The sequence below is a fragment of the Ensifer adhaerens genome, assembly GCF_000697965.2.
Classification (GTDB): domain Bacteria; phylum Pseudomonadota; class Alphaproteobacteria; order Rhizobiales; family Rhizobiaceae; genus Ensifer; species Ensifer adhaerens.
Window position 1 is genome coordinate 502145 of the sequence record NZ_CP015881.1, and the last position, 17792, is coordinate 519936.

A 17792-nucleotide genomic window follows, 5' to 3' on the forward strand; every position below is an offset into this window, starting at 1 on the left:
CCATCGTGCCCGATCTCAGCGGCAGCCCGGCCAATTCTGCAGAAACCTTGAGGGTCCGCGTCGGGACCTTCCTGTTCCTGGCCATTTCCATCTACTACTGGATCCCCTTTCATTCCTTCGTCGACCTGACCAAGGAAAGTCTGCTGGAACCGGGCGGCGACAATTCCAGCCGGCTGAACCAGATCGTGGCACTGCTGCTGTTTGCAGGCGCCTCCTGCTACGGTGTGCTGCATCCGATGCGGCGTGGGCTTATGCAGCCGCGGGTGCTGCTTGCGATCCTGCTTTTGTGGGTGCTCTTTGCCTGCCTGGTCTCCGCTCATCCGGCCAACGGCATCAAGGCGATCATCCTGACGACGATGGTTGCGGTCAACGCCAACGTCTATCTGCTGCTGCCGGCCAACGAGCGGCACTTCGCCAAGATGCTGGCGGTCTCGACGCTCGTCATGCTCGCGGTTGCCTATTACGGCGTCCTGTTCAAGCCGCTTCTGTCCATTCACCAGGCCAACGAAGTGCTGGAGCCGATGCATGCAGGGCTGTGGCGCGGCCATTTCCGTCACAAGAACGAAGCGGCGGTCGCCATGGTGCTTGCCTCGTTTCTCGGCCTGTACGTCCTGCGCCGGTGGTCGAAGCTTGTCGGCCTGACCATCGTTAGTCTGGCCTTCTTCTTCCTCATCCATACGGGAGGAAAGACCTCGACGGCGATGTTGCCGGGCATTCTGCTTCTGGCGTGGCTCTTCGAACATGTGCGCTTGCTGCGCATCCCGATCGCGATCGGCGGCGTGGCCCTGTTCAACCTTTTCGCCGTCGGGTCGGCCGTCTTCCGACCGCTCGGCGAATTCGTCTCGTCGCTCGGCATCGACGCGACCTTCACGAACCGGGCCGATGTCTGGCGCTTCGCCTTTTCGGTGATCGCCGAACAGCCGTTTATCGGGCGTGGCTTCAAGGCCTTCTGGCAGACCGAGGAAGTGGTGTTCAGCGGCGGTGGCATCGAGACTTGGGCGGTTCGTGCGGCCCATGCGCACAATTCGTATCTCGAGACGCTTCTCGTCATCGGCATTCCGGGGTTGATCCTCACGCTGCTTTGGTTGGTGGTGCTCCCGCTCTATCATATCTCGCGCATTCCGCCGGCCCGGCAGCACAGCGACCTCACGCGGCTGTTCCTGCGGATCTGGCTCTATTCGATCTACAGCGCCAGCCTTGAGGCCTTCTTCTTCGATGGTCCGAATGTGCTCTGGTTTACCTTGCTTTTCGCGATTTGCGGTTTGCGCCTGCAGTCCTCGGCAGCGCTTGCAACCGAACCACGCCCGCTTGCACAAAGGATGGTGGCGCATGCCTAGTTTTTCACAGGCTCTGTCGAGGGTCGACGGCCTTGTCGACCGCGTCGCCAACCGGCTGATCTGGCGTCTCGCGTCGAAACCCCGTGACGTCATAACCGACGCGCCGCTCGTGTCCTTCACCTTCGACGACGTGCCGGACACAGCACTTCACAATGGCGCCGCTATTCTCGAACGTCACGGCGTGCGCGGAACGTTCTACATCGCCGGGGGGCTTGCGGGGCGCGTCGAAACGGATCGCACCCTGATCTCGCCCGAGGGCTGCGCGGATCTCGCCTGCCGGGGTCACGAGGTCGGCTGCCACACCTATTCCCATAGCAAGATCAGGCGTTTGGGCGGAAGTGGGCTTGCCCGGGATCTCGACCGCAATGCCGCCTATCTCAGGCAAAGCGGCGTCGGCCCGGCCGCGACCAACTTTGCCTTTCCCTACAACGCCGCCTGGCCGCTGGCGCGCCGGGAGTTGGCGCGCCGCTACCGCACCTGCCGCGCGGCCGGCGAGGGCATCAACCGCACGGCCGTCGATCCGCTGATGCTGAAGGCCGTCGAGATCCGGCAGCCGGAGACGGACGCGCAGGCGCTCACGGGCTGGATCGAAGATGTCGTCGATCGGCCTGGCTGGCTCGTGTTTTTCACCCACGACATCGCCGCGCGCCCGACGCCCTATGGCTGCACGCCCGAGACCTTCGAGAACCTGGTTCGCTACGCGGTTGAGAAGGGCTGTGTCGTGTTGCCGGTCGAGCAGGCGCTCGACAGGCTCGGCTGGTAGGAGGACGCATGTCGCGGCAGGGAAACGGCGGCAACAGGCTGCTCGCCATCAACAATTACTTCTATCGCCGTGGCGGCGCGGAGGCGGTCTTTTTCGACCACATGAAGATGTTCTCGGACATCGGCTGGGACGTGGTGCCCTTCGCCATGCAGCACGAGGATAATGAAGCCTCGCCATGGTCCGAGTATTTCGTCTCCGAGATCGAGTATGGCCGGCGTACCAACCTCCTGCGCAAGGTGGCGCAGGCGGCGAGCGTCATCTACTCGCGCGAAGCGCAGAAGAACGTCAGCCGGCTGATCGAGCGCGCTCGGCCCTCCGTCGCCCATGCGCACAACGTCTACCATCATCTTTCGCCCGCGATCTTCTCGACGCTGAAGGCGGCCGGCATTCCAGTCGTCATGACCGCCCACGATCTGAAGCTCGCATGTCCCTCCTACAAGATGCTGCGTGACGGTGCCGTCTGCGAGGACTGTCGCGGCGGGCATATCTACAACGTCTTGCGTCATCGCTGCATCAAGGGGGAGACGACGCTGAGCGCGGTGGTGCTCGCTGAAACCGTGGTCCACCGTGCGCTCGGTCTCTACCGCCACAAGGTGGACCGCATCGTCGTGCCGAGCAAATTCTATGTCGAGAAGCTGGTCGAGTGGGGCTGGCCGCGCGAACAGATGGTCCATATCCCGAACTTCGTCGATGTCGACGTCTATTCGGCCGACTGGGTCGAGGGCGACTATTTCGTCTTTGCCGGACGCCTGGCCCCGGAGAAGGGGCTGGCGACGCTGATCCGCGCGGCGGCCACATCGGGCCAACGGCTGGTGATCGCCGGAACCGGCCCCGAGGAAGCGATGCTGCGCCAGTTGGTTGCGCAAACCGGCGCCGACGTGACCTTTGCCGGCTATCTCTCAGGCCAGTCCCTGCATCGTCTGATCGGAGAATCCCGGGCGCTGGTTCTGCCTTCCGAATGGTACGAGAACGCGCCGATCAGCGTGCTTGAGGCTTATGCTTTGGGGCGACCGGTGATCGGCGCCTCGATCGGCGGCATTCCTGAAATGATCCGCGAAGGCGAGACGGGCATGACCGCGATTTCGGGCGACGCCGATGATCTCGCCCGCGTGCTCTCGACGATGGCCGGTCTGCCGGTTGCCGAACGCGCTGCGATGGGTGCTTCGGGCCGACACTGGATCGCCAGTGAGTTCTCCGCGGCCGCCTATCGAGAAAGGACGGTCGACCTCTACTCCAGGCTGGGAGCGGTCTGATCGCGTCCGGCATTAACGTTACGATACAATTTGTAGTAACCTGGGCTCGCCCTATGGTTTTCGGTCATTTATATAAGGGGTGAATGAAATATCTTGGCGATGATTAAGTATATCGCCCTAGTAAACGGAACGGGCAACCTTCGAGGCGACACATGAGCAGAAAGCCTGATGTTTCGCGAAGTCATCGCCAGCAACAGCCGGTGATTGCGCAGGAGATGGTGCAGACCGGACTGTCGGACGGAGCCGGCCGGCTGCCTCGACATAGCGCCGCGCTCGCAGGCCGGCAGCATGGCCACCCCGTTCAGAGCGGCGCGCTGGCCGCGCGCGGCGAGCGCAAGCGCGTGATGATGCTGGGCTTGCGCGGCATCCCCAACGTTCAGGGCGGCGTCGAGAAACACGTCGAAATGCTGGCGAGCAAGCTGCTCGGATACGGCTGGGACGTCGAGGTGGTCGGACGTCGTCGCTATCTGGAGGATCGCAACGCCTACGCCTGGAACGGCGTCGACGTCGTCCCTCTCTGGGCACCGCGCCGGATGGCGTTGGAAGCCATTGTACATACCTTCCTCGGTGTCTGGCTCGCCGCCTGGCGGCGCCCGGATGTCCTGCACATTCATGCCATCGGCCCCGCGCTGATGACGCCGCTTGCGCGCATGCTTGGGCTCAAGGTCGTGGTGACCCACCATGGCTACGACTATGACCGGCAGAAATGGGGCGGTTTCGCCAGGCGTACGCTGAAGCTCGGAGAGCGCCTCGGCATGCGGTTCTCGAACGGACGTGTGGCGATCTCGAAGGACATCGCCGAGACGATGCATGCCCGGCACCATGTCTCCATGACACTGGTCCCGAACGGCGTCCAGGTCACTCCGCCGACCGGCGAGGCCGGCATTCTCGCGGAGTTCGGCCTGGAACGGCGGCGCTATATCCTGCTCGCTGCCCGGCTGGTTCCGGAAAAGCGACAGCTTGATCTCATCCGCGCTTTTGCCAAGTGCGACTTGGCCGATACGAAGCTCGTTCTTGCCGGCGGCGCTGAATTCGAAACGCCCTACGTCAAGGAGGTGAGGGCGCTTGCGCGCGACGTGCCGGGCGTCGTGCTCACCGGCTTTCAGACAGGCGACAGGCTGGCGGAACTCTTCGACAATGCCGCCCTTTTCGTGTTGCCGTCCAGCCACGAAGGCATGCCGATTGCGCTGCTTGAGGCGATGGCCTACGGGCTGCCGGTCCTTGCAAGCGATATCGTCGCCAATCAGGAGATGGAGCTTGCGCCCGACGAGTATTTCCCGTTGGGCGACATCGACGCGTTGGCGTCCGGTATCGTGGAAAAACTCGCAGCCCCGCTCAGCGACGAGGAGGTGCGCGAGCGTGCGGCGCACGCGGAAGCTGCCTATAGCTGGACAAATGTGGCACAAAGGACCGCGGCGGTGTATAGCGCGTTGCTGGCGAAATAGCCGGACGTTTGCGTCCGCCGTGTCGCCGGCCGGAGCTTGCCCCGTGCGTTCACCACGCACCGCTCTCCTCAAAAATGCGGCCGCGCCCCCGCAACGCGATGAACGCGCAGGCGCCGTCGCCGATCGTTCGATGATTGCCGTGCCTCGCACGCCTCCTGGAAGACAAGCCGACAATGACTATCAAACGCGCCGCCAGCCTCTTCGCATGGATCCTCTTTGCCGTGATCGCCTATTCGACGATGTCGCCGCTCGACCTGCGGCCCCGCATCGGGCACCTGGTCCATCTCGAACGGTTCGGTGCCTTCGGCCTGCTGGGCCTGCTGTTCGCGATCGCCTATCCGAGGCGGCTGGGGCTCGTGCTGGTTCTGGTCTTTGCGACGGCCATCGGCTTCGAGCTGCTGCAGATGGTTTCGGCCGATCGCCACGCACGCGTGACGGATGTGATGGTCAAGCTTCTTGGCGGCGCCTGCGGCGTCTTTGGCGGCTGGTTCCTTCATCGCTTTCGCTTGCCGCTGCTGCGACTGCTGGGGCGGTAAACCAAAACGCAAAATATCGCCGATAAGATCGGCGGCAACCGGAGCAGGCCTGCGCTCCGTCGAGACTGGGGGATCGCGTGGCAGTATCCGTCATCATCAAGACGCTGAACGAAGAAAAGCGCATCGCCGCGACCATTGAAAGCGCGCTGAAGGCGCTCGAAACCGTTGGCGGCGAGGTCATCGTCGCCGACAGCGGCTCCAGGGACAGGACGGTGGAGATCGCCTCGCGCTATCCGGTCGTGATTGCACAGATCAGCCCGCCGGCACTTCCGAGCTGCGGCATCGGCCCGCAACTCGGCTTCCAATACTCGCGCCACGCGCATATCTGCCTGCTCGATGGCGACATGTTGCTGGACGACGATTTCCTCGAAGTGGCGGAAGCGTTCCTCGCCGACGACCCCGATGTGGCTGGTGTCACCGGCCATGTCCAGGAGATGCTGACCTCAAACCTTGAATTTTCCCGCCGGGTCACACGCAATTCCCCAGAAAACCGGATCGGCGCGATCGACCGCATGAATGGCGGCGGCCTCTATCGCCGGGCGGCGATCGAGGCGGTCGGTTACCTGTCGGACCGTAATCTGCACGGTTATGAGGAGTTCGACCTCGGCATCCGGCTCAGAAGTGCCGGCTTTAAGCTGCATCGCCTCGACCGACGCTTCGTCCAGCATTTCGGCCACACCGACAATTCCTATCGCCTGCTCGTGCGCCGCTGGAAGAGCAAGTATCTGTTCGGCATCGGAGAACTGCTGCGCGCCTCGCTCGGCCAGCCCTATTTCCTCCAGCTCATCAGAGAGCTGCCGGAGCTCAAGCTTTGGGCGCTGGTCTATCTCTGGTGGGCGGCGTCGCTTGCGATCCTGCTGTTCGTGCCCGATAAACTCCTTGCGCTCGGCATCGTTCTTGCGATCCTTGCCGGCGTGGTCGGGCTGATGAGCCTGCGCAAAGGCGGTTTCAGCATGGGGCTTTATACCGTCGTCGCCTGGTTCTTCCATGCAGCGGCGCTGCCGGTCGGCTTCTTCCGGGCGCGCCGAAAGCCTGACGCGCCGATCGAAAGCAAGCTGCTCGGGGCCCCGGCATGATGCGGCGGCCATTGCTGGTAGCCGCGGCAGCGCTTGCTGCTGTCTGCTCGCCGGCGCAGGCATCGGACCAGTGGCTTGCCGTGCAGGAAATTTCCCTCGAGTTCGAGGCTGGCAGCCCTCTCGATTTTTCGTCTTTCCTGCCGAACGGCACGATCGATGCGGATCACCGCCTGGTCGCCGGTGCCGGCGGGCGGCTTGCCTTCGCGAAGTCGCCGGACAAGCCGGAGCGCATGCTCTGCGCATCGCTTGCCTGGAGCCCAGCCTCCGGCGGGTTTCCGGATCACGAAACGGCTGACCGCTACGCCCGGCAGCTGGCGATGCGCGGCTACAATCTCGCCCGGCTGCATTTCGTCGATGGCAGCCTGATGTTCGGCCGGGACCGGGATTTCGATTTCGACCCCGAGACGCTCGACCGTGTCCACTACCTGCTGGCGGCGCTGAAGAAGAACGGCATCTACTGGATGATGGACGGCCTCTCGTCGCTGCGCGGCGTTTATGGCGGTTTTGACGATCGTTGGGACGATGGCGGTAACCTCAAGCTCGAGCTGTTTGTCGACGAGCGGGCGTTCGACCACTGGAAGCGCATGCAGGAGATGATCCTCGGGCGCGTGAACCCCTACACGGGCGTGGCGCCAATCCGCGACGATGCGCTGGCGGTCGTCATTCTCGCCAACGAGAACGGCATGGAGTTCGACACCGTCGTGCACGATCGGCCGGGCAAGCCGCCCTATGATCCGCAGCTTGCCAAGCCGTTCAACGTGTGGCTCGCCAAACGCTACGGATCGACCGAGGCGCTCGCCAAGGCGTGGCCTGACCTCCGCCCGGACGAGACGATCGAGGCGAGATCCGTGGCGCTGCCGGCGGACCGCTACGTCCCTGCTCCGCGGCTGCGCGACCTGCAGGCCTTCTTCACCGAGACGGAAGAGGCCACGACCGCGCGCATGAGCGAGGTGCTCCGCAGGCTCGGCTACCGCGGCTTGATCAGCAACTACAACAACTGGCCGACGGTGCAGGCGTCGCTCAGCCGCCGCGGCCTCGAAGCCGTGACCATGAATACATATCACGACTGGGTCAGCGGCTACGCCCCGGGAAGCAAGACGACGCAGGTCAGCTCGATCGCCGACGGTGTTAATTATATCCGCATGATCGCGGCAACGCGCTGGCTCGACCGGCCGTTCCTCGTCAGCGAATATGATCATCTGTTCTGGAACCGCTACCGCTACGAGGCCGGGCTGGCGATGCCGGCCTATGCGGCGCTGCAAGGTTGGGACGCGCTTTGCCGACATGGCCATGGCCCGATCGTTCTTTCCTATGGCGAGCCGTTCCCGCACAAGAAGGCGATGCTGCCTTATGCCATCGCGCTCGATCCCGTCGCGCGCGCCGGCGAGACGCTGTCGGCGCTTCTCTACCGGCGCGGCGACGTGGCGACCTCAGCCGTCACCGTCCCGTTTGCGGTACGTGGCGAGGAGGATCTTTCCGACGACATGCAGGCCCGCGAACCGGAACGCCTGACGGACCTGGCGTTGGTCGGGCGGATCGGTCTTGAAGACGTGAACCGGCTCGGCGATGTGCCGGCGGTGAAGCAACCGCGCCAGCAAGACAGCGAAGGGATACTCGGCAGCCTGCGCCAAAGCGGCGCGCTTTCTGATGAAAACGGTACCAGCATCGATACCGGCATTTACCAGAGCAGCACCGGCGAGATCCTGTTGAATCGCTTTGCCGGACAATTGCGCGTCGTCACCGACAAAACGGAGGCAGCCGCCTTCTCGACGCTGCGAGAGCCGATCGATCTTGGCCTGCTCAGGGTCGAGCGGGCCGATGGCAATGGGCTCGTTGCGCTCTCGGCGCTCGATGCGGATGGAGGGCTCGCAAGGGGCCGGCACCTACTGCTGATCTTTGCGACCGATGCACAAAACACCGGCATGGCGTTTCGCGACACCGAGGAGAAGGTGATCGAGGACTTTGGGCGGCTGCCGGTTCGGCTGCGTGAAGGCTATGTCGATCTGACGTTGGCGCGAACCGCAAAGAACTGGAGCGTTTCGCCCGTGGGCCTCGACGGCAAGGTGCATGCGCCGGTGGCGCAAGGCACGGGCGACGTCGCCTTCCGGCTCTCCAACAATGGGCCCTTCGGCCCAACCACCTATTTCCTCCTCGAATTGCGGTAAGGAGTGGCGCGGCACATCGCTGGATCAATGAATGGCCACGATGTCAGTCTATGCTCCGCCCCTTTCACGTACAGGAGGTTGAGATGAGAATATCGGAAGCCATGCATCCCGGCGCTCGCTGGATCTCTCCCGAAACCGATCTGAAGACAATCGCGCGTATCATGCGCGACGAGGACATCGGTGCGCTGCCGGTCGGCGAAAACGACCGCCTGATCGGCATGGTCACGGACCGCGACATTGCCTTGCGCGCCTTTGCCAACGGGCGGGACCCGGCGTCGATGACGGCGCGGGACGTGATGACGAGGGATATCGTCTATTGCCGCACGGACGAGACGATCGAACATGCCGTTCATCTGATGGAGGCCAAGCAGGTGCGGCGTCTGCCGGTGATCGACCAGGACAAGCGCATGGTCGGTATGCTGTCGCTGGGGGACGTCTCCCATGCGGGCAGCCAGCAATTGTCGGGCGAACTCGCCAGAGCCGTCACGGCCCACCACGTCTAAGGTCGGGCTCTACAGGATGCGGCGCCTTTAAGAGGGCGCCGCAAGCCGTTTCGTTTGGGGTCATCAGAACCGGTAGCTGATACCGGTGCCGATGAGCCACGGATCGAGCTTGACCTTGCCGCTGACAGCACCGGCGCCGGGCAGGGTGGCGTTGACCTCCGGTTCCAGGAACAGCTTCTTCACGTCGAAGTTCAGGCCCCAGTGGTCGTCGAGCTTGATGTCGACGCCCGCCTGCAGCGCCACGCCAAAGGTGTTCTTCAGGTTGAAGCTGGAGAAATCGCCGCGGGGCTTCTCGTTGTAGAACATCGTGTAGTTCACGCCTGCGCCGACATAGGGCTTGATCTCGTCGGTGACGTTGAAGTGGTACTGTAGCGTGAGCGTCGGTGGCAGCAGCCAGGCCTTGCCGATCTCGCCGAGGCCGGCGATCGAGCCGCTGCCGCGTGCCGTGTGTGGCGTCGTGCCGAGGATCAGTTCGGCGGCGATGTTGTCGGTGAAGAAATAGGTGATGTCGAGTTCCGGCACCACGGAATTGCTGACGCCGACCTTTTCGCCGTCGAGCGCGCTGCCGTTGAGATAGAGCGTGCCCTTGTCGTCAGGCAGGACAGCCAGTGCGCGGCCGCGGATCATCCACGGGCCTGGCTCGCTTGCGAGAGGCATTTCCGGTGCCGCGACCGCGCCCGACTCGGAGAGATCTGCCGCCGTCGCGAGCGCGAGCGGCGCCGCAAGCGCGGCGAAAAGGACGGCAGATGGCAGAATGGCGCGAGTAGGCATGATTTTCCGGACCCCCAGAAGAAGTTGAACATCGCCGGTCAGGGCGTTGGCGGCAGGGATTCTGCGGCCGACGGCACTATGCTCAACAGGGCGTCTCAGCGGTTGTCTTGGATCAATGCGCGCGCGAATCACCAAGCCCTTGGGGATAAAGGTGGATTCGGCTGAAGATGCGATATCCGCGCCAATCCCCTGTCAGGCGGGCATGCGCGGAATGCTGGCAAGAAGACGCTGTGTGTATGGGTGCTTCGGGGTGGCCAAAATGTCGCGGGTCTTGCCGCTTTCGACCACCTTGCCGCGCTCCAGAATGACCATCTCCTCGCAGAGGGCCGCGACGACGCCGAGATCGTGCGAGACGAAAACCAGCGTCAGCTTCTCGGCGAGTGTCTTGAACAGCTCGACGATGCGGATGCGGGTGGAAAGGTCGAGCGCGCTGACCGCCTCGTCGGCGAGTACGATCTGCGGTCGAGCGACGATGGCGCGGGCAATGGCGATGCGCTGGCGCTGGCCGCCGGAAAACTCGTGCGGGTAGCGGTGGAGTGCATCGGCAGGAAGCCCGACCGCTTCGAGCGCCGCGGTGACCGCCTGCGTCCGGTCACCCGGGATCCGCAGCGACCGCAGCGGCTCGCCGATAATGTCGATCACTCGCTGGCGCGGGTCGAGAGAGGAATAGGGGTCCTGGAAAACCGGCTGCACAGCACGACGATAGCGCTGCATGAAGGCGCTGCTGCCGGTGTCGAGGATCTCCTCGCCGAAGCGAATGCTACCGCTCGTCGGGCGAATGAGCCCGAGCATCAGTCGCAGCAGCGTCGTCTTGCCCGATCCGGATTCACCGACGAGACCGACGCTCACTCCCGGTCGCACCGATATCGAGACGTTGTCGAGGGTGGTCTGCTGGCGGGAATAGCCGAAGCTGACGTTTTGAAGATCGAGCATCATGATCCGGTTGCTCCCAGCGCTTCGTCGAAGAGACGGGCGGCCTCGACCAGCGTCCTGGTATAGTTGTGCTGCGGCTTGCCGAAGACCGAGCCGACCAGTCCCTCCTCGACAGCGATACCGTTCTTCAGCACGAGGACGCGCTCCACCACCTGGGCAACCACGGGCAGGTCGTGGCTGATGAACAGAAGCGCCATGCCGGTCTCGCGCACCAGCTGGTCCAGCAGCTTCAGGATCTCCGCCTGCGTCGTGACGTCGAGCGCGGTCGTCGGCTCGTCGGCAATCAGGAGCTTCGGGCGGCAGGCGAGCGCCATGGCGATGGCGACGCGCTGGCGCTGGCCGCCGGACACTTCGTGCGGGTAGGAATTGATGATGCGGTCGGGCTGCGGCAACGCCACCTTGTCGATGAGGTCGCGGACTTCGCGTTGGACCGCCTCCTTCGTTGCCTTGCCGCCGTCCCGTTCCAGACGCCGGCGAACGGGCTCGGCGATCTGTCGGCCAATCTTCATCAGCGGATCGAGCGCCGTCAGCGGCTCCTGGAAGACGACCGCTGCGGCCACGCCGCGCAGCCGGTTCATCACCCGATCTGTGGCGCCGACCACCTGTTGCCCGTCGAGCGTGATCGAGCCGGCGACAGTGATCGACGGCGGCAGCAGGCCGGTCGCTGCCATTGCCGTCATCGATTTGCCGGAACCGGACTCACCGATCAGGCCGATGCGTTCGCCGGGCCGGATTGAGAGGGAAAGGTCAGAGACCAGCGGCTTGTCGCCGGCGCGGATGTCGAGACCCTTGATGTCGAGAAGCGGCGTCATCGCGATCTCCCCCGTGTCGGATCGGCGATATCGCGCAGGCCGTCGGCTAGGAGGTTCATGCCGATGACGAGTGCAACGAGGGCGATGCCCGGCGCGATCGCGCCGATCGGCGCCGTATAGACGGTCCCTTGCGCTTCCTGCAGCAGCCGTCCCCAGGAGGCGTTCGGCGGCGGCGCACCGAGCCCGAGATAGGAGAGCGACGCCTCGGCGATAACGGCCAGGCCGAACTGCAGGGCGAAGTTGACCGAGAGCGTCGGCCAGATGTTGGGAAGCACATGGCGGAAGACGACTCCGGCCCAGGAGGTTCCCGATGTGCGCGAGGCGACGATGTAATCCTGCCGCAGCACCCGCTTGGCAAGGATGCGGGTCAGCCGCGCGACGATCGCCGAGATGGCAAGCCCGAGTGCCAGGATCGCCGACCAGAGACTGGCGCTGTCGCTTGCCGCCACCACGAGCATGGCAAGCAGCAGGGTCGGAAAGGCGATCAGGATATCGAGCGTCGCGGCCATCACGTCGTCGGCAAGGCGCGTGGCGAAGGCTGCGAGAACGCCGAGGCTGACGCCGATCGCAGCCCCGATCACAACCGCACCCGTGCCGACCAGCAGCGCTGTGCGGGCGCCGATCATCAGCTGGGTAAGCAGGTCGCGGCCCAAGCGGTCAGTGCCGAGCCAGTGCAAAAGCGACGGCGCTTCCAGTCGTCCGCCTGAGGCGTTCAATGGATCATAGGGCGTCCAGAAGAGCGTCAGTACCGCAACGGCGACGTTGAGGCCGACGAGCGCAAGACCGACGGTAAGCGCCAGCGAGCGCCGGCGCTTCGGCGCAGAAACGGATGTACCGCTCGAGGTCATGCGTTGCCTCCGACGGCCCGTTCGCGCAGGCGTGGATCGATCAGCCGTTGGGTGAGGTCGGCGGCAAAGCCGATCAGCAGCACCAGCAGGGTGGAGATGAACAGCACGCCCTGAACGTTCGGATAGTCGCGCTGCTCGATCGCAAGCAGCAGCATCGAGCCAAGGCCTGGCAGCGCGAAGACGCGCTCGACGACGACCGCGCCGAGCAAGGTCGTCGCAAGCTCGATGCCGAGGATGGAAACGATCGGCACGGCGCCATTGCGGATGCCGTGGCGAATGAGCGCTTCGGGGAAACTGGCGCCGAGGGCGCGCGCCGTTCGCAAGTAATCGCTACCGAGAACGTCCTGCGTCGCCGAGCGCACATAGCGCAGCAGTGACGCGCCCATGACGAGGCCGATCGTCATGACGGGCAGGGCGAGCGCATAGAGCACCTGCCCCTCATTCTGCCAGCCGCGGCGGGGAAAGCCGCCCGAAGGGAACAGCCGGAAGGTGACGGCGAACAGCGTGACCAGCAGAATGCCGACCCAGAAGACGGGGATGGCGATGCCGAGCTGCGAAACTGTCGAGATCAGTCCGCCATACCAGCGATCGGCCTTGACGGCTGAGAGGATACCGAGCGGAACGGCGATCAGGATGGAGAGCACGAAACCCATCAGCGCCAACGGCACGGTGACCGTCAACCGCGCGGCGATCTCCTCGATCACCGGCTTGCCGCTGACGAAGGACGTGCCGAGATCGAAGCGGGCGAGGCTGCCGGCAAAGCGCAGAAACTGCTGCCAGAGCGGCAGGTTCGAGCCGACCTGTTCGCGCGCCTTCTCGATCTGCACGGCATCGGCGCCGACGGAGAGAAGCGCATTGGCGGGGTCGCCGGGCAACAGGCGCAACAGCACGAACAGCACCACCGCTGCGATCAGCAGCGACAGAAGCAGGATGGCAAAGCGGCGGACGAGATAGGTGAGAATGGCTGCATTCCTTTCTTCTCACGGGATCCGTGATCAGAGAGCTGGCTTTTGCACCAAAAAGAAGAGGGAGGCTAGAGCATCTCTCGTCTTTGGGAGTGCCTGTGGAAGGCCTGAGAGGTGCTCGGACGAATTGGCGCGAAACGCAATCAGCCCCCGGAACGGATCCAGGGGCTGTCGTTTACGCATCCGGCGCGGATGCGCGCCGGATGGCCATGCCGCTTACTGCTCGCTCTTCTTGATGCCGAAGGCGAAGAACTGCGAGTTCAGGCCGTTCACGGGATAACCGGTAACGGCCGAGCTCGAGACGACGATCTGCGGGTAGAGGTAGAGCCAGTTGCTGGCGGCATCCTCGGCGATGATCGTGTTGGCTTCCTTGAGCTGTGCGGTCTGCTCGTCGGTGTTGGCCGCTGCCTCCGACGCTTTGATCAGGTCGACGACTTTGGGATTGTTGTAGCCCCAGTAGAAGTCCGGATTGCCGTAGAAGACGATGTCGCGGTGATTGACGTGCTCTTGCAAAGTCGCCTGGAAGTCATGCGCTTTGTAGACCTTCGTGTACCACTCGTTGGCGGTGATCACGTTGATCTCGACCTTGATGTTGACCTTGGCGAGTTCGCTCTGGATGAACTGGGCGACGATCGGATGAGGGTCGTAGTTCGGCGTGTCGAGCTTGAAGGTGAAGCCATCGGCAAAGCCCGCTTCCTTCAGCAGCGCCTTGGCACTCTCGACGTCATAGGCATCGACGGCGGTGAGGTCCACGTACCAGGGGTCCGTCGGCGGAACGAAGGAGCCGATCAGCGTGCCGTATTCGCCCCAGATCGACGTCAGCAGCTTCTTGTCGTCGATGGCGCGGGCGATCGCTTTGCGGACCTTGACGTTGTCGAAGGGGGCGACGCGGTCGTTGAAGGCGAGCAGTTCCTTGGTCGTCGACTGGCCGGCGGTGACGGTGAAGTCAGGATTGTCCTTGAACTGAGCGATCGAGTCCGGGCTCTGGACGCTGGTGATGATGTCGACGGCGCCGGTCAGGAGCGCATTGTTGAGCGCGGTCGCGTCGGTGAAGTACTGGAAGACGACTTCGCCATTGGTCGGCGCAGTGCCCCAGTATTTGTCGTTGCGGATCAGGGCCAGCGACGAGCCGCGGCGCCATTCGTCGAGGCGGTAGGGGCCCGTGCCATCTTCGCTGGCGTTCAGGTCCTTGGCCGCATCGTTGACGATCCAGACATAGCTCAGATTGTAGGGCAGCGAGATCGAGCGGGCAGACAGCTTGACGACCACCGTCTGGTCATCGGGCGCCTCGATGGCGCTGATGGTTGCAAGGCTCTTCTTGCGCGAGCTCTTGGATTGCTCTGCCGTCACGCGTTCGATGCTGTACTTGACGTCTGTCGCCGTCAGCGGATCGCCGGAGTGGAAGGTGACGCCGGGGCGAAGCTTGAAAGTGTAGGTGAGGCCATCGTCGCTGACGCTCTGCTCGGCCACGAGGCCCGGCTGAACGTCGCCGGCATCGGTCAGCGTGAACAGCGCTTCATAGACATTGCCGTTGAAGGCTTCGTTGATGCCCTGGCCGGCGCCGGCGGTGTTGTCGAGGTTCTGCGGCTCATAGAGCGAGCCGATGGTGATCGAGGCGTTGGGATCGAATTTCGCGTCCTCGGCAAGAACGGCCGTGCTCGACGAAAGAGCCAGCGCCAGCGTGGTAGCTGCCAAGGTTGCGCCGCGCGCCCAGCGGGTTTGTCCCGCGGTCTTGCCAAAGCCGATGATAGTGCCAGTCATGTCCCAAACTCCTGCTTATGCCTGTTGTGCGGATCGCACCGCCGCCCGAATTCTAGCCATCGGACGATTGCCGTGCATCATACTTATTCCCTAGTAATTTAGTGGGAAAATTGATTTCTTTTGTCAGGCGAAGTTGAAATTTGTACCCGCGATTGCGGCGGTTGGGCAGGTGCGTGTTTCGCTTTTCATCGCTCGGTGTCGGCGGAGATATATCAGGCAGACTTTGGACGGCCCGTTGGCGCTTGAGGAATTGACGTGAACTCCTTCCGCTGATTGTGAACGCCAGGCGCCAAGCGGAAATCGATTGTTGTTCGCAAATCTTTTCCCTCGAAAATTGCAAAATGCAACGAGTCGACAAAAGGATTCGACAGTCGGAAGATTCTGATATATCGGCTGATTAATCGTTTAATCATGCGATAGCGGAAACCACTGACTTGGCGCGTTCCGGACCAAAACTGACGAGGATTGCCAGAACGCTGGGCGTCTCCGCGGCGACGGTTTCAAACGCGCTCTCGGGCAAGGGGCGCGTCTCCGCCGAGATGGTGGAAAAGATCCGCGCGACCGCTGCCGAGCTCGGCTATGTGCCGAGCCAGGCGGGCAGGGCGCTGCGCACCGGCCGCACCGGTGTTCTCGGCCTCGTGCTTCCCGATATCGCCAATCCGCTCTTCCCACAGATCGCCCAGGCAATCGAGCTTGCGGCTTCGTCCTCGGGCTATGGCGTGCTGATCGCCGACTCGCGCGGCGACGTCTCGACCCAGACTAAGGCGATCGAGCGCCTGATCGATCGCGACGTTGATGGCCTCGTGATCGTGCCCAGGCGCGGCACGCGCATTGCCGATGTCGGCTGTCCGGTCGCCGTCATCGATACGCCCTCGACGCCGGGCAACACGGTCGCCGCCGACCATTGGGGTGGCGGCCGGCAGATTGGCGAACACCTTAAGGCTCTCGGCCACCGCCGCGTGATGATCATCGGCAACAATCCCGCCTCGAACGTGCAGAACGACCGCGCCGGCGGTATTCGCTCGGTCTTCGGCGAGGGCACCCATACCGATACGCTCTGGATCGAGCCGTTGGAAAAGGCGGCCGGCAAGGGCTGTCCGCTCGGCCTCGCCGACAAGGTGGCGGAAGGCTACACGGCCTTTGCTTGCATCTCCGATCTCCATGCGCTGCGGGCGCTGACCGAATTGCAGCGCGCCGGCATCAACGTGCCGGAAAAGGCGAGTGTCACCGGGTTCGACGACCTGATCTGGTCGCCGGTCATCACGCCGGCGCTGACGACCGCGCGCATGGACATGACCAAGATCGCGGCGATCGCCGTCGCAGCCCTGGTCAAGGCGATCAGCGAGCGCGACCCGTCCGATCCCGCGATCGGCGCACCGGTTACGGCGGCGACCTGCAAGGTGCCGATGCATCTGGTCGTCCGGCAATCGGCCGCGGCACCGCCCGCGTCTCAACCCATTCTTACCACTGCCACCGCAGCTACATCCGTCACCGAAGGAGGACACCAGCCATGAAGAAGTTCTTGCTTGCCTCGAGCGCGCTCTTGCTCGTTACCGCCCCTGCCGCATCCGCTCAGGAAAAGACGCTCACCATTTCCGTGTACGGCTTTGCCCAGGACGCATTCAAGGAACTGGTCTACACCCCGTTCGAACAGAAGTGCGGCTGCAAGCTCGTCGTCGAAACCGGCAACAGCGTCGAGCGCCTCGCCAAGATGGAAGCCAACAAGGCGAGCCCGGTCGTCGACATGGCCGTCGTCTCGATGGCCGACGCGCTTTCGGCCACCCGCGCCGATCTCATCGAAAAGATCGACACCTCGAAGCTCCAGAACTTCAACAAGCTCTACGACCTTGCCAAGGATCCGAACGGCGACGGCATGAGCGTCGGCTACACCTTCTATGCCACCTCGATCGTCTATCGCTCGGACAAGATGGAAGTGAACTCCTGGGCCGATCTCCTGAGCGACAAGAACGCCAGCCACGTCGCCTTCCCGAACGTCACCACCAACCAAGGCCCGCCGGCGCTCTACATGGTCGGCGAAGCCATCGGCAAGAACACGCCTGACCTCAAGGAAGCGATCGCCGCCGTCGGCGCCAAGAAGGACGATATCGTCACCTTCTACGTCAAGTCCTCCCAGCTCGTTCAGCTGATGCAGCAGGAAGAAATCTGGGCCGCTCCGATCGGTCGCTTCTCCTGGGAAGGTTTCACCAAGCTCGGCCTGCCGATCAAGTGGGCAACGCCCAAGGAAGGCCAGACCGGCGGCATGAACGTCATGGTGCTGACCAAGGGCAGCAAGAACCAGGATCTGGCGCTTGAGTTCATGGACTTCTGGCTCTCGACCGAAATCCAGACCGCACTTGCCGAAAAGCTGGTCGACAGCCCGGCCAACAAGGACGTGAAGGTTTCGCCCGAGATCGCCGAAAACCTCACCTACGGCGAAGAGACCGTGAAGAACCTGAAGCTGATCCCGTCGGCCGTTGCCCTCGACAACCGCGAAGCGTGGCTGTCGGAGTGGAACGCCCAGGTCGGCCAGTAAGACCAAGCCATTGCGACCTCCACCGGCGGATCGTGATCGCCGGTGGAGACCTGATGCGACGGGCGCGATGAGACGCGCCCAGGAATGCCTT

The 17792-nt window shown here is 63.5% G+C and carries 16 protein-coding genes; 10 read left to right on the top strand and 6 right to left on the bottom strand.

The window, feature by feature from the left end; genetic code table 11:
- The first annotated feature begins 5 nt into the window (after window positions 1–5).
- The 8 genes from FA04_RS21910 to FA04_RS21945 all read left to right on the top strand — a co-directional run bounded on the left by FA04_RS21910 (window position 6) and on the right by FA04_RS21945 (window position 9078).
- The gene (locus tag FA04_RS21910; RefSeq protein WP_034799223.1) at window positions 6–1337 is read left to right on the top strand and encodes an O-antigen ligase family protein; all 1332 of its coding nucleotides are present in this window, start codon (window positions 6–8) and stop codon (window positions 1335–1337) included.
- Complete coding sequence (locus FA04_RS21915; RefSeq protein WP_034799224.1) at window positions 1330–2100, top strand: polysaccharide deacetylase family protein; 771 nt, start codon at window positions 1330–1332, stop codon at window positions 2098–2100. Before FA04_RS21910 ends, FA04_RS21915 begins: the two co-directional genes overlap by 8 nt.
- An 8-nt stretch (window positions 2101–2108) precedes the next feature.
- Entirely contained in the window at window positions 2109–3353 is a 1245-nt protein-coding gene (locus FA04_RS21920) for a glycosyltransferase family 4 protein (protein ID WP_034799226.1), read from the top strand.
- Window positions 3354–3697: 344 nt separating this feature from the next.
- Window positions 3698–4798 carry a glycosyltransferase family 4 protein gene (locus FA04_RS21925; RefSeq protein ID WP_034799732.1) on the top strand — a complete coding sequence of 367 codons (1101 nt, stop codon included), beginning with the start codon at window positions 3698–3700 and terminating at the stop codon, window positions 4796–4798.
- Window positions 4799–4971: 173 nt separating this feature from the next.
- On the top strand, window positions 4972–5334 hold the full coding sequence (locus tag FA04_RS21930) for a VanZ family protein (RefSeq protein WP_034799228.1): 363 nt from the start codon (window positions 4972–4974) through the stop codon (window positions 5332–5334).
- A 77-nt stretch (window positions 5335–5411) separates the two neighbouring features.
- Entirely contained in the window at window positions 5412–6410 is a 999-nt protein-coding gene (locus FA04_RS21935; RefSeq protein ID WP_034799229.1) for a glycosyltransferase family 2 protein, read from the top strand.
- Window positions 6410–8575, top strand: coding sequence for a hypothetical protein (locus tag FA04_RS21940; protein ID WP_034799734.1), 2166 nt, complete (start codon window positions 6410–6412; stop codon window positions 8573–8575). The genes FA04_RS21935 and FA04_RS21940 overlap by 1 nt, the downstream gene beginning before the upstream one ends.
- A gap of 83 nt (window positions 8576–8658) precedes the next feature.
- The gene (locus FA04_RS21945) at window positions 8659–9078 is read left to right on the top strand and encodes a CBS domain-containing protein (RefSeq protein ID WP_034799235.1); all 420 of its coding nucleotides are present in this window, start codon (window positions 8659–8661) and stop codon (window positions 9076–9078) included.
- A gap of 63 nt (window positions 9079–9141) precedes the next feature.
- Here FA04_RS21945 and FA04_RS21950 read toward each other — a convergent pair whose 3' ends face one another.
- The 6 genes from FA04_RS21950 to FA04_RS21975 all read right to left on the bottom strand — a co-directional run bounded on the left by FA04_RS21950 (window position 9142) and on the right by FA04_RS21975 (window position 15168).
- Window positions 9142–9849: an OmpW/AlkL family protein gene (locus FA04_RS21950; RefSeq protein ID WP_034799236.1), complete on the bottom strand. Its 708-nt coding sequence runs from the start codon at window positions 9847–9849 to the stop codon at window positions 9142–9144.
- A 192-nt stretch (window positions 9850–10041) separates the two neighbouring features.
- On the bottom strand, window positions 10042–10788 hold the full coding sequence (locus tag FA04_RS21955) for an ABC transporter ATP-binding protein (RefSeq protein WP_034799237.1): 747 nt from the start codon (window positions 10786–10788) through the stop codon (window positions 10042–10044).
- A complete protein-coding gene (locus tag FA04_RS21960) occupies window positions 10782–11594 on the bottom strand; it encodes an ATP-binding cassette domain-containing protein (RefSeq protein ID WP_034799243.1) in 813 nt (270 codons plus the stop codon). The genes FA04_RS21955 and FA04_RS21960 overlap by 7 nt, the downstream gene beginning before the upstream one ends.
- On the bottom strand, window positions 11591–12442 hold the full coding sequence (locus FA04_RS21965) for an ABC transporter permease (RefSeq protein ID WP_034799244.1): 852 nt from the start codon (window positions 12440–12442) through the stop codon (window positions 11591–11593). Before FA04_RS21965 ends, FA04_RS21960 begins: the two co-directional genes overlap by 4 nt.
- Window positions 12439–13404 (bottom strand): ABC transporter permease, encoded by a 966-nt coding sequence (locus FA04_RS21970; RefSeq protein WP_089043728.1) that lies wholly within the window; start codon window positions 13402–13404, stop codon window positions 12439–12441. The genes FA04_RS21965 and FA04_RS21970 overlap by 4 nt, the downstream gene beginning before the upstream one ends.
- 219 nt (window positions 13405–13623) lie before the next feature.
- The gene (locus FA04_RS21975) at window positions 13624–15168 is read right to left on the bottom strand and encodes an ABC transporter substrate-binding protein (protein WP_034799248.1); all 1545 of its coding nucleotides are present in this window, start codon (window positions 15166–15168) and stop codon (window positions 13624–13626) included.
- A gap of 434 nt (window positions 15169–15602) precedes the next feature.
- Between FA04_RS21975 and FA04_RS21980 the strand changes: the two genes are divergently transcribed.
- Window positions 15603–16682 (top strand): LacI family DNA-binding transcriptional regulator, encoded by a 1080-nt coding sequence (locus tag FA04_RS21980; protein ID WP_034799249.1) that lies wholly within the window; start codon window positions 15603–15605, stop codon window positions 16680–16682.
- Complete coding sequence (locus FA04_RS21985; RefSeq protein WP_034799250.1) at window positions 16679–17701, top strand: ABC transporter substrate-binding protein; 1023 nt, start codon at window positions 16679–16681, stop codon at window positions 17699–17701. Before FA04_RS21980 ends, FA04_RS21985 begins: the two co-directional genes overlap by 4 nt.
- The last annotated feature ends 91 nt before the right edge of the window (window positions 17702–17792 follow it).

Coding starts and splice junctions, on each gene's coding strand:
- FA04_RS21915 (WP_034799224.1), top strand. CDS start 1,330: ATGCCTAGTTTTTCACAGGCTCTGTCGAGGGTCGACGGCCTTGTCGAC.
- FA04_RS21920 (WP_034799226.1), top strand. CDS start 2,109: ATGTCGCGGCAGGGAAACGGCGGCAACAGGCTGCTCGCCATCAACAAT.
- FA04_RS21925 (WP_034799732.1), top strand. CDS start 3,698: ATGATGCTGGGCTTGCGCGGCATCCCCAACGTTCAGGGCGGCGTCGAG.
- FA04_RS21930 (WP_034799228.1), top strand. CDS start 4,972: ATGACTATCAAACGCGCCGCCAGCCTCTTCGCATGGATCCTCTTTGCC.
- FA04_RS21940 (WP_034799734.1), top strand. CDS start 6,410: ATGCGGCGGCCATTGCTGGTAGCCGCGGCAGCGCTTGCTGCTGTCTGC.
- FA04_RS21945 (WP_034799235.1), top strand. CDS start 8,659: ATGAGAATATCGGAAGCCATGCATCCCGGCGCTCGCTGGATCTCTCCC.
- FA04_RS21950 (WP_034799236.1), bottom strand. CDS start 9,849: ATGCCTACTCGCGCCATTCTGCCATCTGCCGTCCTTTTCGCCGCGCTT.
- FA04_RS21960 (WP_034799243.1), bottom strand. CDS start 11,594: ATGACGCCGCTTCTCGACATCAAGGGTCTCGACATCCGCGCCGGCGAC.
- FA04_RS21965 (WP_034799244.1), bottom strand. CDS start 12,442: ATGACCTCGAGCGGTACATCCGTTTCTGCGCCGAAGCGCCGGCGCTCG.
- FA04_RS21975 (WP_034799248.1), bottom strand. CDS start 15,168: ATGACTGGCACTATCATCGGCTTTGGCAAGACCGCGGGACAAACCCGC.
- FA04_RS21985 (WP_034799250.1), top strand. CDS start 16,679: ATGAAGAAGTTCTTGCTTGCCTCGAGCGCGCTCTTGCTCGTTACCGCC.